Below are 26,544 nucleotides of genomic sequence, written 5' to 3'. Positions count from 1 at the left end.
GGGAATATTAACTGGATGAATATACAGTATGCAAGGGCGTAGAGGGGTGAATTTTGCAGAATATCTGGCGATAATTTGTTAAATTGTGTGTCGGCAGGGCCTGGCTAGCGGACTCTGCAAGTCATGCCGGGCATTCAAGTGTGTTATGCGACTGATAATGCAATTGGCGCAGGGCGCGCTATGCTGAAAGCAGTCTTGTGTTTTGAAGAGGTCTCGCCATGAAAATCCCGCGCGAATTGCAGATACCCGCCATCGTGTTTACGCTGGAAGCGGTGTTTATTCTGGGCTTGTCGATGATTTTCCTGGTGCTCGTTCCCCGCTAGCGGGTAGCGTGGTGCCAGGAAGCGTCGTCAGGCGGTCAGCGCGCTGCTATCGCACAGCGCCGCGCCTTCGGTGCGGATGATCCAGCATTCCGGATACGGTTCGCTGGCGAAGCGGTTGTGCCGCGCGAAGCCGCTGAGTTTATCCAGCGCAGTGGCGGTGGCCAGCGCGGTTTCCTTGCCGCTGGCGTTATCGAGGTGCCAGAAACCGCCGTTGCGGTGGAATAGCACGGGCAGGCAGCTGGCCTGCGGCGTGGCAAGGTGGCTGGCCGGCGTGGGCTGGGTGTCCGGCAGCAGCAGGTAAAAACATTCGGCGCGGGCGCCGTGGTCGATGCGGTGCAGGATCACGCCGTGCGCCAGGATGGCCGTCACGCTGAGCACGACGATGCCTTTGATGCTGGCAGACAATTCGATGCGCATGCCCAGCCGCAGGGCGACGGGTTTGTGCTTGCCGGGCCACGCGCCGTCGAGCAGCATGCCATAGCGCGATACATCCTCGATTTCAAAGCCCTGCTGTCCGCGCCGGATGATGGCATGGCGGCCCGACAGGCGGCGCGTCAAGCCATTGTTATCCTGGCCGTCGGGACTGAAATGGCTGAGCAGCACATCGGCTTCCGGGTCCACCAGTTCGAAGCGGCCCAGCATGCATTCTTCCAGCGCGAACAGGCGGATCTGGCGTTGCTCGCCCGCTTCCGGCGCCGCATTGACGAGGCAGGCGGCCTGGCTCGGGTGCGGATGGCAGTGGCTGGCGGCGGGCAGGTCGACTTCGATCAACTCCTCGTCCCAGGCGATGGTGGTAAAACCCATGTCGATCTTGCCTTGCGGCGCAGATAAATCCACGTGGGCGATGCCGGCATTGCGCGCCGTCACGTCGAGGTTGCAGCCGTCGCCGCCCGTCACGCGGGCGATCGAGGCGTCGTCGGCCATCACGCGCACATTCTTGTGCGTGCTGAGGAAGATCTGGTGGATTTCCGTCAGCGTGGCGTCGCGGCGCGGCACCAGGATGACGAAGGTGCACACCCATTTTTGCGCCACGGCGCCATCGACATGGCTGTGCACTTCCACTTCGATCTGGTATTGCCCGTGTTCCTTGTTGCGCGAGGAAAACTCGACAAACACGGGGCGCCAGTCGCCGCGCGTGGTGCGCACGAAATCATGCTGCACCTGGCCACGGGGGATCAGATCCGAGCGCAGGCGCAAGGTCAGCTGCGGCGCGCAGGCGGCGCTCATGCCGCGCAATTCCATCTTCAGGGTTTGTCGTCCGCCTGCCGCGCGGGGATCGAAGCCGCTGATGTGCAGGTGGGCTTGCACTGGCTGGTAGGCGGGCGGCAGCGTTGCCGGCGCAACGGGCGCTGGCGTGCATGCCGGGGCGGCCGCCGCCGGTGAGGAGCGGCTTACCGTTTGAGTGGCAGCATCGCGAATAACAGCATCGCGAATATCGGAATCATGCGCAGGGGCGTGCGAAAGCGCCGTTGCCGATGGCTCGGAACGGGCGCTGCGCAGTGCGGTCAACAGGTCGTAGCTGCTGGGAGCAGTCATCGCTTGCGGGTGGTTGCCCGCACAGACTGTATCCCCAGGCAAGACCCAGAACGTACAGTGCGGGTGCTCCGGGTTGCTGCATTTTTTCATGACATTCTGACTCGAATCGAGCGGGGATATTTTGCCCTTTGGTCTAAATGAGAGCTTACGCGCTTTTGCGCCTGCTTGGCAACTTTCGCGGCCTCGGAATGCGCACTTTTTGCCCAAATTCATGTCCCTGGTCACACCCCTTCATATGTGTCATGGAAACTATTGCTCAAAAACACACGTTATGTCTTTCTGGATATGTTATTTTGATATTGCATGGGGTCGCGTCGCGTCAATGCGCGGGCGCGCCGGCCGGGCATTTTTACGCCCGCGATGCGAGCCAGGGGCATTTTGCCTTATGCTGGTCGTTCCCCCAATGCTTGAATCGAGAGACGATCATGCCCGCCCAACGCCCACTCCAGCTTGCCATTGCCTATGCCGCCACCTTGTGCGTCTTCCTGGCCATCGACGCCCTGTGGCTGGCGGTGCTGATGAAGCCCGTGTACGCTGCGGCGCTGGGGCCGCTGCTGGCGGAGTCCCCGCGCTGGGCGCCGGCAGTGCTGTTCTATCTGCTGTACGTGGCGGGGCTGCTGGTGTTTGCCATTTTGCCGGGCTTGCGCGCGCGGCGCGGGCGCACGGCGGCGGCACTGGGGGCACTGCTTGGACTGCTTGCCTATGGCACCTATGATTTGAGCAACTATGCCACCTTGCGTGACTGGCCGCTGGGCCTGACGGCGATCGACATGGCCTGGGGCGCCGTGCTGTCGGCCGTGTCGGCGACGGCCGGTTATCTGGCGGCTAGCCGACTGGGGCGCTGAACGCCGCCTCGAAGCGCAGCGTCAGCAAGGTAATGTTGTCGCTATGTAAACCTGTTGGCGGATCGGAGAGGAAGTCGTCGAACAGGGCGCTGACGGCCTGGGCAGCACTCTTGCCGGCACACAAGGCGGGCCAGCGTGCCGTGAGCGCCAGCGGATCGTCACACGCCCAGAAGCCGTCGCTGGCCAGCACATAGTGGGCGCCGGGGCGCACGCGCAGCACGCGGCGGTCGCCCAGATGCCCCAGGAAGGGCGGCAAGGTGGATGCATCGAGGCCGCGCAGGGGCTTGTCGAGCTGCAAGCTGTCACTCAGGGCATTGCCTAAAATAAATGCCTGCGAGATTTGCGGATGGTGTTCGCCGTGCACGGTGGCGCGCCAGCGCGTCTCGTCGAGCGCGCCGCGCATGGCGTACACGGTGGCCGGCACGTGGTCGACGGTGAGAATGCTGGCCACGCCATCGGCAAGTTCATACAGGCGCGAATCGCCCACGTGATACAGCAGCGGCGCTTCGCCGGGTGGCACTTCCAGCAAGGTCAGGGTGGTGCCCGGCGGTCGCGCCTGGGCTGGCGTGCTCCTGGCGAAATCGTCCTGCAAGCGCGTATGCAGAGCGTCGAGCCTGGCTGCCAGGCTGGCCGGGTCGAGGCAGGCGGGCATGGCCAGCAAGCCTTGCACGGCCGCTTCCGCCGCCTCGCGCCCCTGGCCGTGGCCGCCCATGCCGTCGAGCACGGCTGCGCGCACATGGCCGCGCGGCCAGCCTGGCACCTGGCAGTGGAATGGCGCCTGCCGCGACAGGCAGACGGCGTGGCCGCTGGCATCGATCAGCAGGAAGTTGTCCTGGTTTTCGCGCCGCGGCAGGGGGCCGGCGCCCACGCTGCTGCCGGCGGCGGCATCGAGCCAGGGGCCGAAGTCAAGCGCGTCTTTGATTAAATGCATCGGTTGAACGGTCCACGCGGCCAGCAATGTTGATATAGGATACAGCTTAGCTGAAATTGTGCAGGGGCGATACCTTGCTTATCTAACAAAAAAACCTGCGACAGCAGGCTGGCGCAGGTTTTTCATGGTGCAGGGCGGCGCTTAACGGCGATGGCCCCAGCCGTGACCGTGGCCGTGACCGCGGTCATGGTAGTCGCGGCGGCCATGGTCGCGGTAGTAGCCGCGGCCCGGTTGCACGTAGACGACAGCCGGTGGGCCGTAGTAGCGTGGTGGCGGCGCGTAATACACGGGCTGTGGTGCCGGCGCGTAGTACACCGGTTGCGGCGCAGGCGCGTAATAGGTTTCGCGGTAGCCGCCACGGTAGCCGCCGCGATAGCCGCCACGGTCATAATGGCGGTCATTCGTGCTGATGCTGTTGCCGACGGCGGCGCCTAGCACGCCACCGACGATCGCGCCATTGCGCCCGCCGGTGCTGTTGCCAATGGCCGCTCCGACAACGGCGCCTGCAACGGTATTGAAGTCGCGGTCACCGGCGACTGCGGCCGAAGACACAGCCACTGCCGCTACCATTACCGCACCCAGGAGTTTCTTGTTCAACATGGCATTTCCTTCCATTCCGGCGAGATCACAATGATCTGCATGGACTGGACTATAGCTGCTGTCACCAGCTTGTTCCACGTCTAATACAACTTCTTACACTCCTGCCCCGATGGTAACAAGTCAGCGCAGGCGCGCCTGCCATTCGGGCCGCAGCAGGCTGTACATTTTGACATCGCGCATCGCGCCATTGATAAAAAACGCCTGGCGCAGCAAGCCTTCCTCGGTAAAGCCGTTCTTTTGCGCGATGCGCTCGGAGCCGATGTTCAGCGGGTCCATCAGCAGCTCCAGCCGATGATACGCATAGGCGTTGAACAGGTAATCGACCACCAGGCGCGTCGCTTCGCTGATGTAGCCGCGCCCGTCCCGCTGCCGGTCGAACAGGCGGTAACCGATCTCGCGCGAGGCTGGTGTGCGGCTCTTGAAGTGCGTGATCGTGCCGATGATGTGCTGGGCTTTGTCTTCGATGAGGAACAATTCGCTGTCCTCGGTGACAAAGCCCGATTGCAGGAAGTCGCGCCGCATGGCCTCGGGCGACTTGAATTGCATCGAGAAAAACTCGCCGCGCGAGGGCAGGTCGTTGACGAGGGAAATATAGGCATTCAGGTCGGCGGCCTGCAAATGCCGGACGTTACAGAGTGTTCCCTTGAGCATGGCGGTATCCGGTAGCGATCACGATCTTGATGGTAATCGACTCCGGGGGGAGAGGCAATCGATCCCGTAAAAGTTGCTGCAATGACAGAATAAATACGCTATCGTAGAAAGCCGCGCCTTGCCCCTGGCCACGGCGTACCCGCTTCGACCTCGTTGACTGGAATTGACACTACATGCATAGCATCCTGACTGGCGCGCCACTGCGCCGTTCCGCCTTATTCATTGCCCTTGGCTGCGCCGCCAGTGCCGGCGCCTTTGCCGCCGCGCCAGGCAATGCGCCGCAAGCGCTGGCGCAGGTGCGCGACACGGCGCTGCACAGCGACTGGGCGTATGCGCGCCTGGCCGACATGACGGATCTGATCGGCCCGCGCCTGTCCGGTTCCGCTGGCGCGGCCGCCGCCGTGCAGCAGGTGGCCGAGACCATGCGCCAGCTGGGCGCCACCGTCACCTTGCAGCCCGTGAAAGTGCCGCACTGGGTGCGCGGTGTGGAAACGGCGGACATCGTCGATTATGCGGGCCGTCCGCAGGGCGTATCGCAGCGCGTGGTGCTGACCGCCCTGGGCGGTTCGGGCGCCACGCCGGCCGCCGGCCTGACGGCGCCCCTCATCATCGTCAAAAGCTTCGAGGAACTCAAGGCGCGCGCGGCGCAAGTGAAGGGCTCCATCGTGCTGATCGACACGCCGTTCGACCAGGAGATGGCCGAGCGGGGCCTGGCCGGCGTGACTTACGGCCAGGGTTCGCGCTTCCGTTTCAATGGACCGAAGGCGGCGGCCGACCTGGGTGCGGCCGCCGCGCTGGTGCGTTCGGTGGGCGGCGCGAACTTCCGCATCCCGCATGCGGGCGCCACGGGCCTCGATGACAACAAACGCATTCCCGCCGCCGCCGTCACCGTGGAAGACGCCTTGCTGATCGGCCGCCTGGCCGCACGCGGCCCGATGAAAATGCATTTGACCCTGACGCCACAAAACCTGCCCGAGGCGGACAGTTACAACGTCATCGCCGACTGGCCGGGCACGGACAAGGCCGACGAAGTGGTAGTGGTCTCGGGCCACCTCGATTCCTGGGACCTGGCGACGGGCGCGCACGACGACGGCGCCGGCGTGGTGGCGGCCATGGGCGTGGTGGAAACCCTGAAAAAGCTCGACTACCGTCCGCGCCGCACCATCCGCGTGATCGCCTGGATGAACGAGGAAAATGGCGGCCGTGGCGGCCAGGCCTATTTCGAGGCCCACAAGCAGGCGCTCGGCAAACAGTATGCGGCCATCGAGATGGACAGCGGCGCTGGCCGTCCGTTCGGCATCAAGGCCAGCGTGGGGCCGAAGGCGGAAAAACTGTTTGCGCCGTTGCTGGCCGCCCTGCAACCGATGGGCGCGCACGCCTTCACGCGCCGCGACGCGCTGGGCACGGGCGACTTGCACCGCCTGGAAACGGGCGGCGTGCCCAGCTTCGAGCCGCTGGTCGACAGCCACAGCTATTTTCACTACCACCACACGCCGGCCGACACGCTGGACAAGGTCGACCCGGATAACCTCAAGCGCAACGTGGCGCTGATGGCGTCGCTGGCCTGGTTCCTGGCCAATATCGACGGCGAGATCGGCCGCGCGCCGGAGCAGGGCGAGTAAGCGCCTATGTCGCTACCCGACCTGAACCTGTTAATCACGCTCGATGTGCTGCTGGCCGAAGGCAGCGTCACGCGCGCGGCGCGGCGCTTGCGTCTGAGTCCATCGGCCATGAGCCGCGCCCTGGCGCGCCTGCGCGAGACGACCGGCGATCCGTTGCTGGTGCGCGCCGGCCGTGAACTGGTGCCCACGCCGCGCGCGCTGGAGCTGCGCGCAAGAGTGGGGTCCCTGTTAGGCGAGGTGCTGGCCGTACTGGGTCCGGCGCAGCAGCTGGACCCGCGCCAGTTGGCGCAGACATTCACGCTGCGTGCGAGCGACGGTTTCGTGGAAAATTTCGGCCCGGCGCTGCTCGCGCATATCGGCGCGCAAGCGCCTGGCGTGCGTCTGCGCTTTGTGCAAAAGCTGGACCGCGAAAGCGTGCAGCTGCGCGAGGGCAGCATCGACCTGGAAACGGGCGTGATCGGCAGTCTCACCAGCCCGGAAGTGCGCACGCGCAGGCTGTTCAGCGACCGTTTCGTGGGCGTGGTGCGCAACGGCCATGCGCTGGCGCAAGGCGACATCAGCGCCGAGCGTTATGCGGCCGGCCAGCACGTGCTGGTGGCGCGGCGCGACCAGGATACGGGACCGATGGACGACGCCCTGGCCGCCCTGGGATTGCAGCGCACGATCGCCAGTATCGTCGGCGGCTTTACGGCGGCGCTGGCGCTGGCCGCCGGCTCCGACCTGATCGCCACCGTGCCGGAACGGCATACGGGCAATCTGCGCGCCGGCATGTTCAGCTTTGCGCTGCCGCTAGGCATGCCCGACCTGACCGTATCGCTGATGTGGCATCCGCGCATGGATGCCGACCCGGCCCACCGCTGGCTGCGCGGCTGCGTGGTCGACGCCTGCGCGGCCCGGATCAACGCCGGCTGATGCCGCCGGCAGCGGCCTGCTGCGCGGGCCCGTCGAAGCCGCCGGCCATGGCCGTGTAGCCATGTGCCGTGGCGATGGCCACGTCGCGCTGGGCAGTCACCAGCTGCTCCTGCGTGGCCAGCGCGATGCGTTCCGCTTCGAGCACGCCGAGCAGGCTTTCCGCTCCTTCCTGGTAGCGCACCCTGGCCAGGCGCGCGCTTTCCTGCGCCAGCTGGTGCGCCTCGCGCAGTTCCGCATGGCGGCTGCGCAGCTGTACCCATTGCGCGATGGCGCTGTCGGTTTCTTCCAGTGCCAGCGCCAGCGCCTTGTCGAAGCCGGCCTGCGCGGCCAGCACTTCGGCGCCTGCCGCGCGGGCGCGGGCGCGGCGCGTGCCGCCATCGAACAGCGGCAGGGTAAAGGCGGCGCCCGCATGCCAGCGCGCCGCGTGGCCGCCATTCCAGTCGCCGGCCACGCCGGAGGCGCCGAACAGCGCGCCCAGGCTGATGCGCGGGAAGCGCTCGGCGATGGCAGCGCCTTCGCGCGCGCTGGCCGCCGCCAGCGCACGTTCGGCCGCGCGCACGTCGGGCCGGCGCAGCAGCAGGTGGGCAGGTTCATCCGTCAGCAGGGCCTGTGGCAGCGCCAGCGGCATCGGCTGGTCGAGCGCCGCCAGTTCCGGCGCATCGAGGCGCTGCCCCGTGAGGGTCGCCAGGCGGTTGCGCGCCGCGCGCTCATCAAAGTTCAGGCTGGGCAGGCGGGCGCTGGCAAGGCGCATCTGCGCCTCGGCGCGCATGCGTTCGGCCGGCGCCGCACGGCCCGCGTTCTCGCGCTCGCGCACCAGCCGCAAGGTACCGGACTGGTTCGACAGCTGCTCCTGCAGGCTGGCGCGCATCTGCTGCGCGCCGCGCAGCACCAGGTAGGCATCGACCACCTGCGCCAGGATCAGGCGCCGCACGTCGTCGCGCACGGCGGCGCGTTCGTCCGCCGTGGCCTCGGCAGCGGCGATGCTGTGGCGCACGCGGCCGAACAGGTCGAGTTCCCAGCTGAAGACGGCGTTCCACTGTACCGGCGAGGCGATGTGCGGCTGGCCGTCGCGGCTCCCGATCGCCGCCAGACGCGCGCGCCCGGCCTGGACATCGAGGTCCGCCGCTGGCAGGCGCGCGCCGCGCGCCGCTTGCGCAAATTCGCTGGCGCTGGCCAGGCGCGCGGCGGCGATGCGCACGTCGTCATTGTCTTGCCAGGCGCGTTTCACTAATTGATCGAGCCTGGCGTCGCCCAGTGTTTGCCACCACAGCGCCGGCGGGGCGCCGGCTTGCAGCTCCGGTGCGCCGGCGGCCGAGGGCAGGACCGGCAGCTGCGCAGTAGCGAGCGCCCGCGTCGCCGTGGGCGTGCCGACGCTGCAGCCGGCCAGGGCCAGCAGCGTGGCCGCCAGCAAAGGCGCCGTGCGGCGCCGGCTTAGCAAGGTAAAAAACAACGGTGTAAACAACAGGCCGGACACGGTCACGCCCAACATGCCGGCGAAGACGGCCGTGCCCATCGACTGGCGCATTTCCGCGCCCGCGCCGGAAGACAGCATCAGCGGTATCGCGCCCAGCAAAAAGGCCAGTGAGGTCATCAGGATGGGCCGCAGGCGCGTGCGGGCGGCGGCGATGGCCGCCTCGCGCGCATCGGCGCCGGCCGCCATCGCCTGGCGCGCGAATTCAACGATCAGGATGGCATTCTTGGCCGCCAGGCCGATCAGCACCACGATGCTGATCTGCGTCAGCACGTTGTTGTCCAGGCCGCGCCACGACACGCCGATCAGCGTGGCCAGCACGCAGCTGGGCACGATCAGCACGACGGACAGGGGCAGCAGCCAGCTTTCAAACAGGGCTGCCAGCAGCAGATACACGAGCAGCACGGCCAGGCCCAGCACCATGCCGGTGCTGCCGCCCGCGTGTTTTTCCTGCAGCGCCAGTTCCGTCCACTCGTAGTCGAAGCCGGCCGGCAGGCGCGCCTTCAGCAGTTCTTCCAGCGCTGCGATGGTTTGCCCCGTCGAGTAGCCAGGCTTGGTGCTGCCCTGGATTTCGGCCGCTGGATACAGGTTGTAGCGTGGCACGCGGAACGGCGCCGTGCCTTCGCTGAAGGTGGCCACGCTGCCCAGCGGGACCATGTCGCCGTTGACGGCGCGCGTCTTCAGGGCTGCCAGATCCGCCACGCTGCGCCGGTAGGGCGCGTCCGCCTGGGCGGTGACGCGCCAGACCCGGCCCATCAGGTTCATGTCGTTGACGAACACGGGCGCCATGTAGCTTTGCAGGGTCTCGTTGAGGCGCAGCAGCGGCACGCCCAGGTATTCGGCCTTGGTGCGGTCCAGTTCAACCTTGATCTGCGGGCTCATGGCGTTGAACGGCGTGAAGGCGCCCGTCACCGAGGGCAGCCTGGATGCTTCCTCGACGATGCCGCGCGCGGCCGCCTGCAAGGCTTGCGGTCCCAGGCCGCCCGTGTCGCGCAGCATCAGCTTGAAGCCGCCGCCCGTGCCGATGCCGCGCACGGACGGTGGCGGGATCACCATCACGCGCGCCGCGCTGATGGGCGCCAGCTTGCCGCGCAGGGCGCCCAGCATGGCCGGCCCGTCCAGGCCATCGCTGGCGCGCGCGCCGAAGTCCTTGAACATGGTGAAGATGACAGCCGTGTTGGGCGCCGACGTGAACGTGGCGCCGTCGGTGCCGACGAAGGCGGCCGTGTGAGCCACGCCGGGATGGCTCATCAGGCGTGCCGTGGCATCCTGCACCACTTCGCTGGTGCGCGCCAGGGTCGAACCGGCCGGCAGCTGGATCGAGACGATGGCGTAGCCGCGGTCCAGTTGCGGCACGAAACCGTGCGGCGTCGCGTCCAGGCGCCACAGGGTCAGGCCCGCCAGCACGAGGTACACGGGCAGCATCAGCCAGCGCCGCGAGAGGATGCGTCCCGTCAGCCGCACGTAGCCGCCCGTCAGGCGGGAAAAGCCGCGGTTGAAAATGCGCATCCAGCGCGCGCCCAGGCTGTTGGCATCGTGCTGCGGTTTGAGCAGCAGTGCGGCCAGGGCCGGCGACAGCGTCAGCGAGACCAGCGCCGAGATCACGGTGGAGGCGGCGATGGTGACGGCGAACTGGCGGTAGAACATGCCGGAGATGCCGTCGATGAAGGCCGTCGGCACGAAGACCGCCACCAGCACCAGCGCGATGGCGACCAGGGCGAAGCCCACTTCATCCATGCTGCGCTGCGCCGCAGCGACGGGACTCATGCCTTCCTCCATGTGCCGCTCGACGTTTTCCACCACCACGATGGCGTCATCGACGACGATGCCGATCGCCAGCACCAGGCCGAACAGCGACAGGGTATTGAGGGTATAGCCCATCGCGGCCAGCACGCTGAAGGTGCCGACGAGGGACACGGGAATGGCCAGGATGGGAATGATGGCGGCGCGCCACGAGCCGAGGAACAGCAGCATGGCCAGGCACACCAGCAAGGCCGCCTCGAAGATGGTGTCGCGCACCTTGTCGATCGAGGAGCGGATGAATTCGGTCGGATTGTAATAGGTGTGGTAGGCGACGTCCTGCGGGAAGTCGGCTTGCATTTTGGCCAGCAGGTCCAGCACGCGGTCGCCCGTGGCCAGCGCGTTCGAGCCGGGCAGCAGGCTGATGCTCAGCGCGATGGCCGTGCGGTTGTCGACAAAGCCGCTTTCCGTGTAATCCTGCGCGCCCATTTCGACGCGCGCCACGTCGCGCAGGCGCACCACGCCGCCGCCGGCATGGGCGGCCACGACGATGGCTTCGAATTCGCCCACGTCACGCAGGCGGCTTTGCGCCTGCACCTGCACCTGGAAGGCGCCGTCGCTGCCGCCGGGCGGCTGGTTCAATACGCCGGCGGCGACCTGAGAATTGGCTTGCCGCACCGCCGCGATCACTTCCTGCGCCGTCAATCCCAGCGAGGCCACGCGCGCCGGGTCGAGCCAGATGCGCATCGAGAAGTCGCGCGCGCCGCGCGTGTAGATGTCGCCCACGCCTTCGACGCGGGCCAGCTTGTCCTTGATGGCGGTGCCGATGAAGTTGGAAATGTACTGCTGGTCGCGCGTGCCTTTCGGCGAATCGAACAGCACCACCATCAGCTGGTCGGGCGATGCCTTCTTGACGGCCAGCCCCAGCCGGCGCACGGCATCGGGCAGGCGCGCTTCTGCCACCGCCACGCGGTTCTGCACCAGCGACTGCGCCTGTTCGACGTTGGTGCCCGCCTTGAACACCACGCTGACGGTCAGCTTGCCGTCGCCCACCGACTGCGAGGACATGTAGAGCATGCCGTCGACGCCGTTGATTTCCTGTTCGATCGGCGCGGCGACGGTATCGGCGATTTCCTGCGCCGAGGCGCCAGGATAGTTGGCCTTTACGGTCACCGTGGGCGGCACGATCTCGGGAAACTCCGAGATCGGCAGGCGCATGGCCGACACCGCGCCCACCACGGTGATGAGGATGGACAGCACGATGGCAAACACGGGACGGCGGATGAAAAATCGGGAAAAACGCATGTTCTCTCCTTATGCGCCGTTGGCGCGCGCAGCGGCCACCAGCACCTGGTCGCCCGGGCGCACCTTGGCCGCGCCGGAGACGATGACTTTTTCGTGCGGTCCGAGGCCGGACAGCACGATCTGCTTGTCGCCCCGCAGGCCGCCCAGTTCCAGCTTGCGTGGCGCCACCTTGCCCGCCGCGTCCACGACGAACACCATTTTTGTGTTCTGGTCGCTGAGGATGGCGGCGTCGGGCACCAGCAGGCGCTGCTGCGCCGCGCCGACGGGAATGCGCACGCGCGCAAAGCTGCCCGGCATGATGGCGCGGTTGGCATTGGCCAGGCTGGCGCGCAGGCGCACCGTGCCCGAACGGGCGCTGATTTCGTTGTCGACAAAGTCCACGCTGGCATCCTGCGCGGGGCCGCCGCCGTCGAGCGCCAGCTGCACCTTCGATGGCAGCCTGCTGTGCTGGCGCAGGCGCTGGAAATCCGCTTCCGACAGGTCGACCATGGCGCGCACGGGGCTGTGCGCAACGATGGTGGTCAGCACGCCGCTCTGCGCCGCGCCGCCGGCCACGTAGTTGCCGACATCGACGCGGCGGTCCGACACGGTACCGGCGATGGGCGCGCGCATGGTGGTAAAAGACAGTTCCAGTTCGGCGCTGCGCAATTCCGCCTGGCTCAGCATGACGGCCGCCTGCGCGCCTTCCAGTTCGCCGCGCGCCCGTTCCAGCTCCTCGGTGCTGGCCGCGCCCGTTTGCTGCAGCCGGTTGCTGCGCTCGAACTGGGCCTTGGCCAGCTTGCTGCGCGCATCGGCCTGGGCCAGGCTGGCCCGGGCACGGTCGCGCGCCGCGGCGAAGGGGCGCGGGTCGATGACGAACAGCGCATCGCCGGCCTTGACCTGCTGGCCGTCGCGAAAGGCGATCTGCTGCAAATAGCCGGACACGCGCGAGCGCACTTCCACGCGCTGCGACGCTTCGATGCGGCCCGTGTAGTCGAGGGTCGCCTGCACCATCGACGATTCGGGCAGCGCCACTGACACGGTGGGCTTGGGCGGCGGGCCGCCAGGCGCGGCCTGGGAACGGCCGCAGCCGGATAACGTGGCGTTGCTGGCCAGGGCCAGCAGCAGTAACAGCGGGACGGGCAGGGACGGGATCGGACGGGGGCGCATCATGCGGGGTCTCCGGAAGGCGTGGGGGGCTTGGCCAGGGCGCAGCCGAGCGCGAAAATGGCCAGCGCGGCGAGTATCAGCGCGCTGGCGACGGCAAAGGTGGCGTGCATGCCGCCGATCATGGCGGCTGGCGGAGCACTGGCGATATCGCTGGTGCCGGCAGCGAAGACGGCGCCCATCACGGAGGCGCCCGTGATGAGGCCCAGATTACGCGACAGATTGAGCATGCCGGAGATGACGCCGCGCTGCTCGGCAGCGATATCGACCATCACGGCTGTATTGTTGGCTGCCTGGAACAGCGCATAGCTGGCCGTCAGCAGCATGATCGGGACGACGTAGCCGGCAATGCCCAGGCTGGCGGGCAGCAGGGCCAGCGCCAGGCAGGCGAAGGCCGCGCCGCACAGGCCCGCGCCGCCCATGCGCTGCGAGCCGTAGCGGTCCACCAGCCAGCCGGACGGCACGCCGCAGAACGCCGCCACCAGTGGCCCGGCCGCCAGCACCATGCCGGTGGCGGCCGTGCCGAGGCCCAGGCCGCGCGCCAGGTAGAAGGGGCCGACCACCAGGGTGGACATCATCACCGTCGAGACCAGCATGCTGGTCGCCAGGCCGGCGCTGAGCACGGGCGCGCGCAGCATGGCCAGGCGTATCAGCGGCGCCGGCGCCTTCAGTTCGGCGCGGACGAACAGCATGGCGCCGACGCAGGCAGCCAGCAGCAGCGCCACGTTGCGCGCGCCGAAATGGCCGCGCCCCAGGGTCATGGCCAGCGCATAGGCGCCCAGGGTCAGGGCCAGCAGCACGGTGCCGCCGTGGTCGAACACGGGCCGTTTGGCGTTGGCGCCGCGCTGGTCGGCTGGCAGAAAGCGCCAGGCCAGCAGCAGCGCCACGCCGGCCAGCGGCACGTTGACGAGGAAAATGGCTTGCCAGCCGAAGTGCGCGATCAGCAGGCCGCCCAGCGCGGGGCCGAGCGTGGTGCCGACGGCCGACATGGTGCCGAGCAGGCCCATGGCGCTGCCCGTCCTTGCCTTGGGCACGGTGCTGCCGACAAAGGCCATGGTCAGCGCCATCATGACGGAAGCGCCCAGGCCCTGCAGGGCGCGCGCGGCAACCAGCAGCCACAAGGTGGGCGCCAGCGCGCACAGGATGGAGGCAATGGCAAACAGCGCGATGCCGGCCAGCAGCAGGCGGCGCCGGCCGAGCAGGTCGCCAAGGCGGCCCACGCTGACGATCAGCGCGGTGATGGCCAGCAGATAGGCCAGCACGATCCATTGCACATCCTGGAACGGTGCGTGCAGGGCCCTGGCCATGTCGGGCAAGCCCACGTTGGCGATGCTGGTACTCAGCGCGGGCAGCAGCATCGCCAGGGACAGGCTGGCAAGCGCGCCGCGCACGGGTGTGGTGACGCTACCGGCTTCGGTGGCCTGCTGCTCGGGTGGAGCGGGTTTTGACGGTGCTTGCATGGCGTGGTGGATCCTCGAATAGGGTCACCACATGGTACTGAGGGATCTGGCATGGCGGAAGACGCATCATTTGCATTGTGTTATTGCGTTTGACGCCATGTGAGGAGCGGTGCCTTCGGACTTCAATCTGAATAACCCTGCATAGCGTCCGCCGCGTCGTGGCGGATGCCCCACCACGGCAGATACGCATGGTTTTCGCCGCGCGCGCGGAACCACGGTTTGTCGTGATTGATGGGCCGCACTTTGTCGGGTGGCGACACCAGCACGCCCGTGACGCTGGCAGGATCGCTGGTACCCGCCACCAGCACCGGCTTGCCGACGTGGTTCGCATGGGCGATGCCCAGGGCGACATTGGTCAGCGCCGTGCCGGCACCCATTTCGCCCAGCAGGGCCGGTGTATTGAAGGTCTGCGGCAGGAAGTCGAAGCCCGGCACTTCCATGGTCAGCGCCTGCGCCAGCTGGCCCAGCCGGTCGGATGACGAGGGCAGGGTCCTGTTGGCGTCGTGGATGACGTAACCGATGTCTTCTTCCGTCTTGCCGCCATGGCGCGCCGCTTCGGCAAATACGGCCTGCCACGCCTGCACGGCGCGCGGCGGCTGGTCCTTGCTCAGTTCAAAGTCCGCCACGCTTTTCGTGGCCGGATAGCCTATCCACGCCAGCGCCGCCCGTTCCGTCTTGTAATCAGGGCCGGCCAGCACCAGCAGCACCAGGTTTTCATTGATTTGCATGGTTTTCGGCCGGCTCGGCGCATCCCAGTTCATGACCCATACGGTTTGCTGCGGATGCGCTTCCAGATAGGCCAGCGCGGCTTGCAGGGAGGCGAAGCCCGCGTTGTTGCCACCCAGGGTGATGCGCACATCGGGTGGGGTGGCGCGGGTCCAGAGGGTGGAGAAATTGACATTGCCGATATTGAATGTGTTGGTGATGCGTTCGCGTATAGTGTTTTTTGCCTCTTCCGGGTCCAACTTACCCGCAGGCAGGGCATATTCGACGCGGATGCCTGCCAGTTCCCGCCAGTTTTGTTTTTGATCCTTGGGATAGACCCGATAAAAGTAGGTGGGGCTGGAGTAGTAAATGTCATGAAATATGCTGGTTAATTTCCGCACATATTTATAGTGATAGCCCTTCAAGGTTTCCGTGCCATCGAGATCGTGGGCAATGGGGGCGACGGCCTGCAAGGTGCTGAACCCCCTGGGATCCGTCCTGACCATATCGTCATTTTCGTTGGGCTTGGCCAACCCCAACGTCCATAGCAGCTGCCACTCGGTCGGATAGTCGAGCCGCTGCAGGGGATTGAGCCACTGCAGGCCCACCACTTGTGCCCGGAAGGGAACGTGGGCCGTGATTGTTGGGAGATCGTCTTCTTTCTGCACAGGCTGTACGGTGCAGGCTGTCAATAGCGCAAACATGGCGAAAGCGGCGACGGCGGCTAATGTGCGCAGTTCGCGCTGACTTATTACGTAAGCCATCAATCCACCTCACTGCGAGTAGCCCTGCATATCGTCCGCCGCGTCGTGGCGGATGCCCCACCACGGCAGATACGCATGGTGTTCGCCGCGCGCGCGGAACCACGGCTGGTCGTGATGGATGGGCCGCACCGTGGCCGGCGGAAAGACCAGCACGCCCGTGACGCTGGCAGGATCGCTGGTACCCGCCACCAGCACCGGCTTGCCGACGTGGTTCGCATGGGCGATGGCCAGGGCGACATTGGTCAGCGCCGTGCCGGCGCCCATTTCGCCAAGCAGGGCCGGAGTATTAAATGTCTGCGGCAGGAAGTCGAAGCCCGGCACTTCCAGGGTCAGCGCCTGCGCCAGCTGGCCCAGACGGTCGGAGGAGCTGGGCAGGGTCTGGCTGGCGTCGTGGATGACGTAGCCGATGTCGGTCTCCGTCTTGCCGCCCTGGCGCGCCGCGTCGGCAAATAGCGCCTGCCAGGCTTGCACGGCGCGCGGCGGCTGGTCCTTGCTCAGTTCAAAATCGGCCACATTTTTCGTGGCCGGATAGCCTATCCACGCCAGCGCCGCCCGTTCCGTCTTGTAATTGGGGCCGGCCAGCACCAGCAGCACCAGGTTTTCATTGATTTGCATGGTTTTCGGCCGGCTCGGCGCATCCCAGTTCATGACCCATACGGTTTCCTTCGGATGCGCTTCCAGGTAGGCCAGCGCGGCTTGCAGGGAGATGAAGCCTGCATTGTTGCCGCCCAGGGTGATGCGCACGTCGGGTGGGGTGGCGCGGGTCCAGAGGGTGGGGAAGTGGGTGTTGCCAATGTCGAAATTGCTGATAATTTCATCTTTTATTGTCTGATGAACTTCTGCCGGATCAAATTTTCCTCCAGGCAGGGCATACTCCACGCGTATGCCTGCCAGTTCCCGCCAGTTCTGTTTCTGATCCTTGGGATAGACGTGGTAGAAGTAAGTGGGGCTGGAAAAATAGATATCGTGGAAATTGCTCATCAGCTCTTGTAAATACTTATGGTGGTAACCCTTGAACGTTTCCTTGCCATTGATATCGTGGGCAATGGGGGCGACGGCCTGCAAGGTGCTGAACCCCCTGGGATCCGTCCTGACCATATCGTCATTCTTGTTGGGTTTGGCCAGCCCCAACGTCCATAGCAGTTGCCATTCGGTTGGATAGTCGAGCCGCTGCAGTGGATTGAGCCACTGCAGTCCCACCACTTGTGCCCGGAAGGGAGCATGGGCCGTGTTTTTTGGGAGATCGTCTTCTTTCTGCACAGGTTGCACGGCGCAGGCCGTCAATAGCGCAAATAGGGAGAAAGCGGCGAGCATGGGCAGCGCAAGGAACTGTTTCATGAGTTCTCCAGGTGAATGGATAGTCTGGTGACCTGCATAGCTTGGCCAGTTGAGCCAGAGCGCAAGGCAAATGACTATGAAAGATGCGGCGAGCGCCCAGGCCAGTCGCTGGCGCGGCGTGGCAATGAATTTACGCACCGTCAGTCCTCAGCGCAAAGTTGGTGGAAGGGTCGGCAGGCCTGGCATTCTGGCGCTCGTCAACGATGCTTTCTGGCTTTTTGGCGGGACTATCTTTATCATTTGCCCATTCAAACAGAGGTACTCCTTTAAATTTCCCCTTGTTGTAATACTCGAAAAATTCTTTGTTTTTATCGGTATTCTCCAGTCCTTTTAGTATTTGCCAATCCGCCGCGACCCTTAATTCGCGCAACGCCTCCTGCCTGATCGTGCACACCCCCACCGCCACGTCATACGCCAGCGCCTTTTGCGCATGCTCGGGATTGGTCATGATGGTCGAGTGATCGGTGGCGTGGGTGTCGATGTTGGCGGCCAGGTAGTTCTGAATTTCGTTCTTGCGCCAGGCATTGAATTCCTTGCTAGCTTCCTCCGGCTTGTCCACCGCCATCACAGGCTTGCCTTTTTCGACCAAGCCGTCGCGCCTGGCCTGCATGCGCAGCATGCCATTCTGTTCGTAGCGCAGCGCCGCCTCGGTTTGCGCATCGCCCTTGCCCTGGGAGCGGTAGGGCGCATACGCGCCATCAGTTTCGGCGGCGCGGTCCTTGTGCAGGGAGTCGGCAGGGGGATCGCAGCCTTCGTCAAACTGATCGCTGATGTCGGCAAAGCGCTTCGAGTGCGGCAGGAATACCTCGGGCAGCTTGGGCGCCTTCATCGGCAGCCGCCAGGACTTGGGTGGCAGGGCGTTGATGCGCGTGCCGGCAGTCTTGGCGAGAATGATGACGATGGGCGCGAACAAAAAGGTCAGTATCTTGCGCCCGATGCCTTTGCTGGCCCGCATGCCCTTTTCGATCGAGTACTCGGCGACCAGTGAACGCGGGTGCCAGAAATCAAGGCTGTCCGGCGTCAAGGGCTGGCCATGGCGCTGCCAGATATCGTAGTCCTTTTCATTTTCCTGGCCGACAAGGTGGTTTTGCGCAAACACGCGCTGCGTGAAGATGCCTTCGCCGCCCGTATCGGCAATTTCCTGCGCCGACATGCCGCGCCAGCCTATGCCTTGCACGGGGGTGGCCGAAATCACCTGGTCGTGCGGATTGAAATACAGGGTGACCCTGCCATAGGTAGAGCCATGCAAGCCGTAGTCTGCGCGGTCGAACGCGGCCGTGTAGCTGTCCTTGCGTTCAGGCTTGCGATTGGCGCTGCACTCGTCGACAAAGGCGGCATCCTGCTGCATGGCCGAGCGTGTGCGCAGGATGTTAAAAAACGCTTTCAAGGTTTGCGTGCGGGCTTCATACTTTTGCCGGCCCGTATTGCCATGCCCATCCTTCAAGTTGCCGCTGACCCAGTTTTCCGTGAAATTGCTATCGAGCAGGCTGTAGGGCGGGTTGCACAGTACGTAACAGTCGGCCACGGCGGACGCGCCCAGCGTTTCGCCGAGAAAGGCGGCCGCCATGGCCACCATATTGCCCTGGCTATGGCAGACGATGGTGACGGGTGCGTCGTACTGGCACGCCCTGATCGACTGTACGAGACGCGCCAGGCGCCACGCGGCGAACACGAAATACGGGCGCGGCGGGCAGGCATACACTTGCCGGTCATTCGTCGGGTTCATGTGCTGGATATGCATCCACAGGAACAGTTCTTCCGACAAACCCTGGCCCCACAGATCGGGCAGGGCGCTGCAGCCGTTGGCGAACGGCCCGCCGCCCCAGTAATTCTTTTCGTTGAGATAGATGCCGTCGCCGAATGCCTGCAATTCATCGCCGTTGGCCTTGTAGCCCCAGCGGAAGCGGATCACGGGCGAATTGGCATCGTCCGCTTGCAGGAAGGTGGTGGCATTGCGCTTGGGATTGAGGAAGCCGTCATCCGTCAATTCGCGTGTGTAAGTGGCAGCCTGCATCTGCCCGGCGGCCGGGCCGGGAATTGCCAGGTCCTCATCGCGGCGTTTCAGGCGGGCATTCAGGCCTTCGCACAGGCCTTGTTCCGCCTGCTCATACCATTCACCGTCGGAATTGACGCCGTGCACAAAGATGACGATGCCGGGACGCGGCAGGCGCGTGACGGCCTTGAGCAGCGCATGGCTGAACAAGGTCGTGCCTTCGGCTTCGGCGAGCAGGATGCAATTATTGTCGAGCGTAGGGTCGGGCGACATGCGGGCGCTCCATCCAGAATGGGGAAGGGAAAACAGCTGCGCCCAAGCAAGCCCAGGCAATCTGCACTGTATGCGGATTGCCCGGGGTGAAACTTGCGTGGTGTCAAGAAAGGAGGTGCGAGGGGCGGGGAGTGCCCGAGGCAATCAGATCGCGTTCAGCGGTATTTTGAGGTAGCGCACGCCGTTGTCTTCCGGCTCGGGCAGCTTGCCCGCGTTGATGTTGACCTGGATGGCGGGCAGGATCAATGTCGGCATGTCCAGCGTGGCGTCGCGGCCCGTGCGCATGGCCACGAATTGTGCTTCCGTGATGCCGTCGCGCAAGTGGATGTTGCTGGCGCGCTGTTCCGCCACCGTCACTTCCCAGCGCGGCGCGCGGCCGTTCGGTGGATAGTCGTGACACATGAACAGCCGCGTTTGCGGCGGCAGCGCCAGCAGGCGCTGCACGGAGCGGTACAGCAGGGACGCGGAGCCGCCTGGAAAGTCGCAGCGGGCCGAACCCACGTCCGGCATGAACAGGGTGTCGCCGACGAAGACGGCGTCGCCGATCTGGTAAGCCAGGTCGGCCGGCGTATGGCCGGGCACGTGCAGCGCGCGCACTTCCAGCTTGCCAATATGAAACACCTGGTCGGGCGCGAACAGCTGGTCGAACTGCGAGCCGTCGGCCCTGGCGCCGTCCTGGTGGTAGACGGCTGCGAACGCCTGCTGCACTGTCTGGATGGCGGCGCCGATGGCCACATCGCCGCCCAGCTGCTGCTGCAGGTAGGGCGCGGCGGAGAGGTGGTCGGCGTGCGCGTGGGTTTCCAGCAGCCAGCGGCACTGCAAGCCGTGTTCGCGCACGAAGGCGATCACCTTGTCGGCCGAGGTGGTCGAGGTGCGGCCCGCTTTCGGGTCGTAGTCGAGCACGGAATCGATGATGGCGCAGTCCTGGCCATCGGCCTCGTACACAACATACGTGACGGTGGCGGTGGCGGGATCGAAGAAAGCTTGGATTTGTGGGGTCATCGCGGCGGCAAAGTACGGACAGGGAAGGGCATTATATCGCCAGAGTGCGCTAAAAAAATGCTGAGAATTGACCTTTGGCATGCGAAAAACAGATAAGGAGTGCGCGGCAGTCGTGCGCACCCTGGCGCTTGCAGCGTGGTAACCTCATCCCACAAGGAGAAATTCATGAACGATATTACTGCACGCAGCGAACAGTACCGCGGTTTTACGATTTCGGTGACCCCGCAAAAGGACAACGACGATTTATGGGATTTTACCTACCGCCTGCAGCGCGAGGGCGAGAGCGCGGCGCAAGCGATTACGCGCAGCCGCACCCTGGGCGGCTATGCGGCGCCCGAGACGGCTTGCACGGCCGGGATAGAAGTGGCCAGGACGGAAGTGGATAATCTGCTGCGTCCTTGAGCCAGCGTAAATCGTTTAGCCCGAAAGTCAGCCTGACCGTGCGCCGGCGCCTGAAACACGTCGCTAGCGGTCCCGCTTCATGCTACGATTTCCACTATTGAGTCAGTCACAAGGAGGCACCCCATGGAAAACAGTTCTAAAATTCACTATAAAGGCTGGGAAATCGTTCCCCTGGCCGTGCCCACCACCGATGGCAAATGGTCTGCCAGCTGCGACATCGAACGCGCCACTGCGGAAGGCCTGGAAGTATTCGAAGGCTCGACCATGCAGTTCGTGCGCGACGACGAGGACGGTGCCATTGCCGCCGCCTGCGAAGAAGCCGTGCGCCAGATCGACAACATCATCGCCAATCCGCTGGTGCGGCTGGCTTAGCTCCTGAATTTTCAGCAAACCTGCAGCCGGCGCCCGCCGGCTGTTTTTTTATGTGCGCGCCCGGTGGCAGTCTGGTCTGTTTCATGTTTCAATGTTTCAAATGGAATGATTGAAACATATTTGAAACATCATTGACATGCATCGTGACATGCTTGTTCCCTTGCGTGACACTGCACGCCACGCCGATACCTGGCCGTTTCCCCCGTATGGCACCGCGTACTGGCGTCCTTTCCGGGTGGATGCGCGGCCCTGGCACGGCATTTGCAATACTGATGCTCATAGCCACTCCGTGAAACATTCGGGACCATCCGAAACCCATAAGGTGAACACATGACTCAATACTCCGCAGGTGCCGCATTCCGCAAGGCCGTCCAGGAAGAATCCCCGTTGCAAGTCGTCGGCGCCATCAACGCCAACCACGCCTTGCTGGCCAAGCGCGCCGGTTACAAAGCCATTTATTTGTCCGGCGGCGGTGTCGCGGCCGGCTCGCTGGGCTTGCCCGACCTGGGCATTTCCAGCCTGGATGACGTGCTGACCGATATCCGCCGCATCACCGACGTGTGCGACCTGCCGCTGCTGGTCGATGCCGACACGGGCTTCGGTTCGTCGGCCTTCAACGTGGCGCGCACCGTGAAATCGATGATCAAGTTCGGCGCAGCCGGCCTGCATATCGAAGACCAGGTGGGCGCCAAGCGCTGCGGTCACCGTCCGGGCAAGGAAATCGTCAGCAAGGAAGAAATGGTCGACCGCATCAAGGCAGCCGTCGATGCGCGCACGGACCCGAACTTCGTCATCATGGCGCGCACCGATGCGCTGGCCGTCGATGGCCTGGAAGCGGCACTGGAACGCGCCGTCGCCTGCGTCGAAGCGGGCGCCGACATGATCTTCCCGGAAGCCATCACGGACCTGGAGATGTATGCCACGTTCGCCAAGGCCGTCAACGTGCCTATCCTGGCCAACATCACGGAATTCGGTTCCACGCCGCTGTTCACGCTGGACGAATTGCGCAGCGCCCATGTGGGCCTGGCCCTGTACCCGCTGTCGGCCTTCCGCGCCATGAACAAGGCGGCCGACAACGTCTACCGCGCCCTGCGCCGCGACGGCACGCAAAAGAACGTCGTCGACACCATGCAGACGCGCATGGAGCTGTATGAATCGATCAACTACCACGACTTCGAGCAAAAGCTCGATGCGCTGTTCGCCGCGCAAAAGAAGTAAGCACCTATACAAGAGCGGGCCTTGGGAGGCCCAGGCCCGCCGCACTGGACCGACAATCATCTTCTGGAGAACACTATGACCGCACCGCAAGTCGCTACTTTCAAGCCTAAAAAATCCGTCGCGCTGTCTGGCGTTACTGCCGGCAACACGGCGCTGTGCTCGGTCGGCAAGACCGGCAACGATTTGCACTACCGCGGCTATGACATCCTGGACGTGGCCGACAGCTGCGAGTTCGAGGAAATCGCCTACCTGCTGGTGCACGGCAAGCTGCCGACCGCCGCCGAATTGAAAGGCTACAAAGCCAAGCTGAAGTCCTTGCGCGGCTTGCCGTCGGCGGTCAAGTCGGCCTTGGAAGCGCTGCCGGCCGCCGCCCACCCGATGGACGTGATGCGCACGGGCGTGTCCGTGCTGGGCTGCACCCTGCCGGAAAAAGACGACCATAACGCGCCTGGCGCGCGCGACATCGCCGACCGCCTGATGGCGTCGTTCGGCTCCATGCTGCTGTACTGGTACCACTACAGCCATAACGGCAAGCGCATCGAAGTGGAAACGGACGACGACTCGATCGGCGGCCACTTCCTGCACCTGCTGCACGGCGAAAAGCCGTCGGCGTCGTGGGAAAAAGCCATGCACACGTCCTTGATCCTGTACGCGGAACACGAATTCAATGCCTCGACCTTCACCAGCCGCGTCATCGCCGGCACGGGTTCCGACATCCATTCGGCCATCACGGGCGCCATCGGCGCGCTGCGCGGCCCGAAACACGGCGGCGCGAACGAAGTGGCGCTGGACATCCAGAAACGCTACGACAACGCCGATGAAGCCGAAGCGGACATCCGCGAGCGCGTCGCCAACAAGGAAGTGGTGATCGGCTTCGGCCACCCCGTCTACACGATTTCGGACCCGCGCAATAAAGTCATCAAGGAAGTGGCCCGTTCGCTGTCGCAGGAAGCCGGTTCCACGAAAATGTTCGACATCGCCGAGCGCCTGGAATCGGTCATGTGGGAAATCAAGAACATGTTCCCGAACCTGGACTGGTTCTCGGCCGTGTCGTACCACATGATGGGCGTGCCGACGGCGATGTTTACGCCGTTGTTCGTCATTTCGCGCACTTCGGGCTGGGCCGCCCACATCATCGAGCAGCGCATCGACAACAAGATCATCCGCCCGAGCGCCAACTACGTGGGCCCGGAAGACCTGGAATTCGTGCCGATCAAGGACCGCAAATAATGAGCACTGCATTGACTACCCCGATGAACACCTTGCACCGCAAGCCCTTGCCGGGCACCCAGCTAGACTACTTCGACACGCGCGCTGCCGTCGATGCGATCCAGCCAGGCGCCTACGCCACCTTGCCGTATACCTCGCGCGTACTGGCCGAAAACCTTGTGCGCCGCTGCGACCCTGCCACCCTGAACGCGTCGCTGAGCCAGTTCATCGAACGCCGCCGCGACCTCGATTTCCCGTGGTTCCCTGCGCGCGTCGTCTGCCATGACATCCTGGGCCAGACGGCCCTGGTCGACCTGGCCGGCTTGCGCGACGCCATCGCGGCCCAGGGCGGCGACCCGGCCCTGGTCAACCCCGTCGTGCCGACACAGCTGGTGGTCGACCACTCGCTGGCCGTCGAATGCGGTGGTTTTGACCCCGACGCCTTCGCCAAGAACCGCGCCATCGAAGACCGCCGCAACGAAGACCGCTTCGATTTCATCGACTGGACCAAGAAGGCGTTCAAGAACGTCGACGTGATCCCGCCAGGCAACGGCATCCTGCACCAGATCAATCTGGAGCGCATGTCGCCGGTGATCCAGGTGCAAAATGGCGTGGCCTATCCCGATACCCTGGTGGGTACCGATTCGCACACGCCCATGGTCGACGCGCTGGGCGTGATCGCCATCGGCGTGGGTGGCCTGGAAGCGGAAAGCGTGATGCTGGGCCGCGCTTCGTGGATGCGTTTGCCCGACATCATCGGCGTCAAGCTGACGGGCAAACCACAGCCGGGCATCACGGCCACCGATACCGTGCTGGCGCTGACGGAATTTTTACGCAAGCAGAAGGTCGTCTCGTCCTACCTGGAATTCTACGGCGAGGGCGCTTCGCACCTGACCCTGGGCGACCGCGCCACGATTTCCAACATGGCGCCGGAATTCGGCGCCACGGCCGCCATGTTCTACATCGATGCGCAAACCATCAAGTATTTGAAACTGACGGGCCGCGACGACGAGCTGGTGAAGCTGGTGGAGCTGTACGCCAAAGAGACTGGCCTGTGGGCCGACAGCCTGGTCGACGCGCAGTATGAGCGTGTGCTGACTTTTGATCTGTCGTCCGTGGTGCGCAATATCGCCGGGCCGTCGAATCCGCACAACCGCGTGCCGACGTCGGAACTGGCCGCACGCGGCATATCAGGCGTGGTGGAAAACGAGCCGGGCAAGATGCCGGACGGCGCCGTCATCATCGCGGCCATTACCAGCTGCACCAACACGAACAATCCGCGCAACATGATCGCCGCCGGCCTGATCGCGCGCAATGCGAACCGCCTGGGCCTGACCCGCAAACCATGGGTCAAATCGTCGCTGGCGCCAGGCTCGAAAACGGTGGAACTGTACCTGCAGGAAGCGGGCCTGATGACCGAGCTCGAAACATTGGGCTTCGGCGTCGTGGCGTTTGCCTGCACCTCGTGCAACGGCATGTCGGGCGCGCTCGATCCTGTCATCCAGGAAGAAGTGGTATCGCGCGATCTGTACGCCACGGCCGTTTTGTCGGGCAACCGCAACTTCGACGGCCGCATCCACCCGTACGCGAAACAGGCTTTCCTCGCCTCGCCGCCGCTGGTGGTGGCCTACGCGATCGCCGGCACCATCCGCTTCGACATCGAAAAGGACGTGCTGGGCATCGCCCCGGACGGCAAGGCTATCCAGTTGAAGGATATCTGGCCATCCGACGAGGAAATCGACGCCATCGTCGCTTCCAGCGTCAAGCCGGAGCAGTTCCGCAAGGTGTACATCCCGATGTTTGCCGCGCAGGTGGACGACGGCATCAAGGTCAGCCCCCTGTACGACTGGCGTCCGCAGACGACGTACATCCGCCGTCCGCCATACTGGGAAGGCGCGCTGGCTGGCGCACGCCCATTGAAAGGCATGCGTCCGCTGGCCGTCCTGGGCGACAACATCACCACCGACCATTTGTCGCCATCGAACGCCATCATGCTCGATAGCGCGGCTGGCGAGTATCTGGCGAAGATGGGTTTGCCCGAAGAAGACTTCAATTCCTACGCCACGCACCGGGGCGACCATCTGACGGCGCAGCGCGCCACGTTTGCCAATCCGACCCTGAAGAACGAGATGGTCATCGAGGATGGCAAGGTCAAAGCCGGTTCGCTCACGCGCATCGAGCCGGAAGGCACGATTTCGCGCATGTGGGAAGCCATCGAGGTGTACATGGAGCGCAAGCAGCCATTGATCATCATCGCCGGCGCCGACTACGGCCAGGGTTCCTCGCGCGACTGGGCCGCCAAGGGCGTGCGCCTGGCTGGCGTGGAAGCCATCGTGGCCGAAGGTTTTGAACGCATCCACCGCACCAACCTGGTGGGCATGGGCGTCTTGCCGCTGGAGTTCCTGCCTGGCGTGAACCGCAAGACCTTGGGCCTTGATGGCAGCGAAACCTACGACGTCGTGGGCGAGCGCACGCCGCGCTCCACGTTGACCCTGCTCGTTCACCGCAAGAACGGCGAAACGCTCGAAGTGCCCGTCACCTGCCGTCTCGACACGGCGGAAGAGGTGTCGATCTACGAGGCGGGCGGCGTTCTGCAACGCTTCGCGCAGGATTTCCTCGAGTCGTCCAAGGCAGCGTAATGGCGATGTGATCGCGCAATTCACCCCAAACGCAAGGTCTGGGGTCGGACCCTCAGGGTCCGACCCCGGCATTTCGCCGTTGGGTTT

At 64.7% G+C, this 26,544-nt stretch carries 19 protein-coding genes; 8 read left to right on the top strand and 11 right to left on the bottom strand.

Annotation, left to right across the window (positions count from 1 at the left end; genetic code table 11):
• Positions 1-350: 350 nt before the first annotated feature.
• Positions 351-1,859 carry an FHA domain-containing protein gene (locus C8C92_RS18410; RefSeq protein WP_243420273.1) on the bottom strand — a complete coding sequence of 503 codons (1,509 nt, stop codon included), beginning with the start codon at positions 1,857-1,859 and terminating at the stop codon, positions 351-353.
• A 425-nt stretch (positions 1,860-2,284) separates the two neighbouring features.
• On the opposite strand from C8C92_RS18410, the gene C8C92_RS18405 reads away from it, so the two are divergent.
• Complete coding sequence (locus C8C92_RS18405; RefSeq protein ID WP_116744888.1) at positions 2,285-2,704, top strand: DUF2177 family protein; 420 nt, start codon at positions 2,285-2,287, stop codon at positions 2,702-2,704.
• Here C8C92_RS18405 and C8C92_RS18400 read toward each other — a convergent pair.
• The 3 genes from C8C92_RS18400 to C8C92_RS18390 all read right to left on the bottom strand — a co-directional run bounded on the left by C8C92_RS18400 (position 2,685) and on the right by C8C92_RS18390 (position 4,886).
• Entirely contained in the window at positions 2,685-3,635 is a 951-nt protein-coding gene (locus tag C8C92_RS18400; RefSeq protein ID WP_116744887.1) for a protein phosphatase 2C domain-containing protein, read from the bottom strand. The two genes, C8C92_RS18405 and C8C92_RS18400, sit on opposite strands and share 20 nt — an antisense overlap.
• Positions 3,636-3,776: 141 nt before the next feature.
• Positions 3,777-4,235, bottom strand: a complete 459-nt coding sequence (locus tag C8C92_RS18395; RefSeq protein WP_116744886.1) for a glycine zipper domain-containing protein — start codon at positions 4,233-4,235, stop codon at positions 3,777-3,779.
• 120 nt (positions 4,236-4,355) lie between these two features.
• Positions 4,356-4,886 carry a GNAT family protein gene (locus tag C8C92_RS18390; RefSeq protein WP_116744885.1) on the bottom strand — a complete coding sequence of 177 codons (531 nt, stop codon included), beginning with the start codon at positions 4,884-4,886 and terminating at the stop codon, positions 4,356-4,358.
• A gap of 173 nt (positions 4,887-5,059) precedes the next feature.
• Between C8C92_RS18390 and C8C92_RS18385 the strand changes: the two genes are divergently transcribed.
• Together C8C92_RS18385 and C8C92_RS18380 are read left to right on the top strand one after the other, a co-directional pair.
• Positions 5,060-6,508, top strand: a complete 1,449-nt coding sequence (locus C8C92_RS18385; protein WP_116744884.1) for a M20/M25/M40 family metallo-hydrolase — start codon at positions 5,060-5,062, stop codon at positions 6,506-6,508.
• A 6-nt stretch (positions 6,509-6,514) separates the two neighbouring features.
• The gene (locus C8C92_RS18380) at positions 6,515-7,420 is read left to right on the top strand and encodes a LysR family transcriptional regulator (protein ID WP_116744883.1); all 906 of its coding nucleotides are present in this window, start codon (positions 6,515-6,517) and stop codon (positions 7,418-7,420) included.
• On the opposite strand, the gene C8C92_RS18375 is transcribed toward C8C92_RS18380, so the two are convergent.
• The 7 genes from C8C92_RS18375 to C8C92_RS18345 form a co-directional block, all read right to left on the bottom strand.
• A complete protein-coding gene (locus C8C92_RS18375) occupies positions 7,407-11,936 on the bottom strand; it encodes a multidrug efflux RND transporter permease subunit (RefSeq protein ID WP_165829486.1) in 4,530 nt (1,509 codons plus the stop codon). The genes C8C92_RS18380 and C8C92_RS18375 overlap by 14 nt on opposite strands.
• Positions 11,937-11,945: 9 nt before the next feature.
• Positions 11,946-13,088, bottom strand: coding sequence for an efflux RND transporter periplasmic adaptor subunit (locus tag C8C92_RS18370; RefSeq protein ID WP_116744882.1), 1,143 nt, complete (start codon positions 13,086-13,088; stop codon positions 11,946-11,948).
• Positions 13,085-14,542, bottom strand: coding sequence for an MFS transporter (locus tag C8C92_RS18365; RefSeq protein WP_116744881.1), 1,458 nt, complete (start codon positions 14,540-14,542; stop codon positions 13,085-13,087). The genes C8C92_RS18370 and C8C92_RS18365 overlap by 4 nt, the downstream gene beginning before the upstream one ends.
• A gap of 122 nt (positions 14,543-14,664) precedes the next feature.
• Positions 14,665-16,011, bottom strand: coding sequence for a hypothetical protein (locus tag C8C92_RS18360; RefSeq protein WP_243420272.1), 1,347 nt, complete (start codon positions 16,009-16,011; stop codon positions 14,665-14,667).
• Positions 16,012-16,020: 9 nt separating this feature from the next.
• Positions 16,021-17,349, bottom strand: a complete 1,329-nt coding sequence (locus C8C92_RS18355; RefSeq protein WP_116744880.1) for a hypothetical protein — start codon at positions 17,347-17,349, stop codon at positions 16,021-16,023.
• Positions 17,350-17,479: 130 nt separating this feature from the next.
• Positions 17,480-19,615 (bottom strand): DUF3274 domain-containing protein, encoded by a 2,136-nt coding sequence (locus tag C8C92_RS18350; protein WP_116744879.1) that lies wholly within the window; start codon positions 19,613-19,615, stop codon positions 17,480-17,482.
• A gap of 144 nt (positions 19,616-19,759) precedes the next feature.
• Positions 19,760-20,617: an MBL fold metallo-hydrolase gene (locus C8C92_RS18345; RefSeq protein WP_116744878.1), complete on the bottom strand. Its 858-nt coding sequence runs from the start codon at positions 20,615-20,617 to the stop codon at positions 19,760-19,762.
• Positions 20,618-20,782: 165 nt separating this feature from the next.
• On the opposite strand from C8C92_RS18345, the gene C8C92_RS18340 reads away from it, so the two are divergent.
• From C8C92_RS18340 to acnD, 5 genes are all read left to right on the top strand, one after another.
• A complete protein-coding gene (locus tag C8C92_RS18340; protein ID WP_099763306.1) occupies positions 20,783-21,019 on the top strand; it encodes a hypothetical protein in 237 nt (78 codons plus the stop codon).
• A 123-nt stretch (positions 21,020-21,142) separates the two neighbouring features.
• On the top strand, positions 21,143-21,391 hold the full coding sequence (locus C8C92_RS18335) for a hypothetical protein (protein WP_096236077.1): 249 nt from the start codon (positions 21,143-21,145) through the stop codon (positions 21,389-21,391).
• 330 nt (positions 21,392-21,721) lie between these two features.
• Entirely contained in the window at positions 21,722-22,609 is an 888-nt protein-coding gene (prpB, locus tag C8C92_RS18330; protein ID WP_071076691.1) for a methylisocitrate lyase, read from the top strand.
• A gap of 75 nt (positions 22,610-22,684) precedes the next feature.
• On the top strand, positions 22,685-23,839 hold the full coding sequence (gene prpC / locus C8C92_RS18325; RefSeq protein ID WP_071076692.1) for a 2-methylcitrate synthase: 1,155 nt from the start codon (positions 22,685-22,687) through the stop codon (positions 23,837-23,839).
• A gap of 23 nt (positions 23,840-23,862) precedes the next feature.
• Positions 23,863-26,457, top strand: a complete 2,595-nt coding sequence (gene acnD / locus C8C92_RS18320) for a Fe/S-dependent 2-methylisocitrate dehydratase AcnD (RefSeq protein ID WP_116744877.1) — start codon at positions 23,863-23,865, stop codon at positions 26,455-26,457.
• Positions 26,458-26,544 lie beyond the last annotated feature (87 nt).

The organism is Janthinobacterium sp. 78 (assembly GCF_003096775.1).
In the GTDB taxonomy this organism is placed as follows: domain Bacteria; phylum Pseudomonadota; class Gammaproteobacteria; order Burkholderiales; family Burkholderiaceae_D; genus Janthinobacterium; species Janthinobacterium tructae.
This window is presented reverse-complemented; position numbering and strand designations above follow the sequence as displayed.

What these genes read in the sequence shown, in the direction of transcription:
- C8C92_RS18410 (WP_243420273.1), bottom strand. Translation starts at nt 1,859, where the DNA reads ATGACTGCTCCCAGCAGCTACGACCTGTTGACCGCACTGCGCAGCGCC.
- prpB (WP_071076691.1), top strand. Translation starts at nt 21,722, where the DNA reads ATGACTCAATACTCCGCAGGTGCCGCATTCCGCAAGGCCGTCCAGGAA.
- prpC (WP_071076692.1), top strand. Translation starts at nt 22,685, where the DNA reads ATGACCGCACCGCAAGTCGCTACTTTCAAGCCTAAAAAATCCGTCGCG.
- C8C92_RS18350 (WP_116744879.1), bottom strand. Translation starts at nt 19,615, where the DNA reads ATGTCGCCCGACCCTACGCTCGACAATAATTGCATCCTGCTCGCCGAA.
- C8C92_RS18385 (WP_116744884.1), top strand. Translation starts at nt 5,060, where the DNA reads ATGCATAGCATCCTGACTGGCGCGCCACTGCGCCGTTCCGCCTTATTC.
- C8C92_RS18370 (WP_116744882.1), bottom strand. Translation starts at nt 13,088, where the DNA reads ATGATGCGCCCCCGTCCGATCCCGTCCCTGCCCGTCCCGCTGTTACTG.
- C8C92_RS18380 (WP_116744883.1), top strand. Translation starts at nt 6,515, where the DNA reads ATGTCGCTACCCGACCTGAACCTGTTAATCACGCTCGATGTGCTGCTG.
- C8C92_RS18345 (WP_116744878.1), bottom strand. Translation starts at nt 20,617, where the DNA reads ATGACCCCACAAATCCAAGCTTTCTTCGATCCCGCCACCGCCACCGTC.
- C8C92_RS18375 (WP_165829486.1), bottom strand. Translation starts at nt 11,936, where the DNA reads ATGCGTTTTTCCCGATTTTTCATCCGCCGTCCCGTGTTTGCCATCGTG.
- C8C92_RS18390 (WP_116744885.1), bottom strand. Translation starts at nt 4,886, where the DNA reads ATGCTCAAGGGAACACTCTGTAACGTCCGGCATTTGCAGGCCGCCGAC.
- C8C92_RS18405 (WP_116744888.1), top strand. Translation starts at nt 2,285, where the DNA reads ATGCCCGCCCAACGCCCACTCCAGCTTGCCATTGCCTATGCCGCCACC.
- C8C92_RS18365 (WP_116744881.1), bottom strand. Translation starts at nt 14,542, where the DNA reads ATGCAAGCACCGTCAAAACCCGCTCCACCCGAGCAGCAGGCCACCGAA.
- C8C92_RS18400 (WP_116744887.1), bottom strand. Translation starts at nt 3,635, where the DNA reads ATGCATTTAATCAAAGACGCGCTTGACTTCGGCCCCTGGCTCGATGCC.
- C8C92_RS18395 (WP_116744886.1), bottom strand. Translation starts at nt 4,235, where the DNA reads ATGTTGAACAAGAAACTCCTGGGTGCGGTAATGGTAGCGGCAGTGGCT.
- acnD (WP_116744877.1), top strand. Translation starts at nt 23,863, where the DNA reads ATGAACACCTTGCACCGCAAGCCCTTGCCGGGCACCCAGCTAGACTAC.
- C8C92_RS18360 (WP_243420272.1), bottom strand. Translation starts at nt 16,011, where the DNA reads ATGGCTTACGTAATAAGTCAGCGCGAACTGCGCACATTAGCCGCCGTC.
- C8C92_RS18335 (WP_096236077.1), top strand. Translation starts at nt 21,143, where the DNA reads ATGGAAAACAGTTCTAAAATTCACTATAAAGGCTGGGAAATCGTTCCC.
- C8C92_RS18340 (WP_099763306.1), top strand. Translation starts at nt 20,783, where the DNA reads ATGAACGATATTACTGCACGCAGCGAACAGTACCGCGGTTTTACGATT.
- C8C92_RS18355 (WP_116744880.1), bottom strand. Translation starts at nt 17,349, where the DNA reads ATGAAACAGTTCCTTGCGCTGCCCATGCTCGCCGCTTTCTCCCTATTT.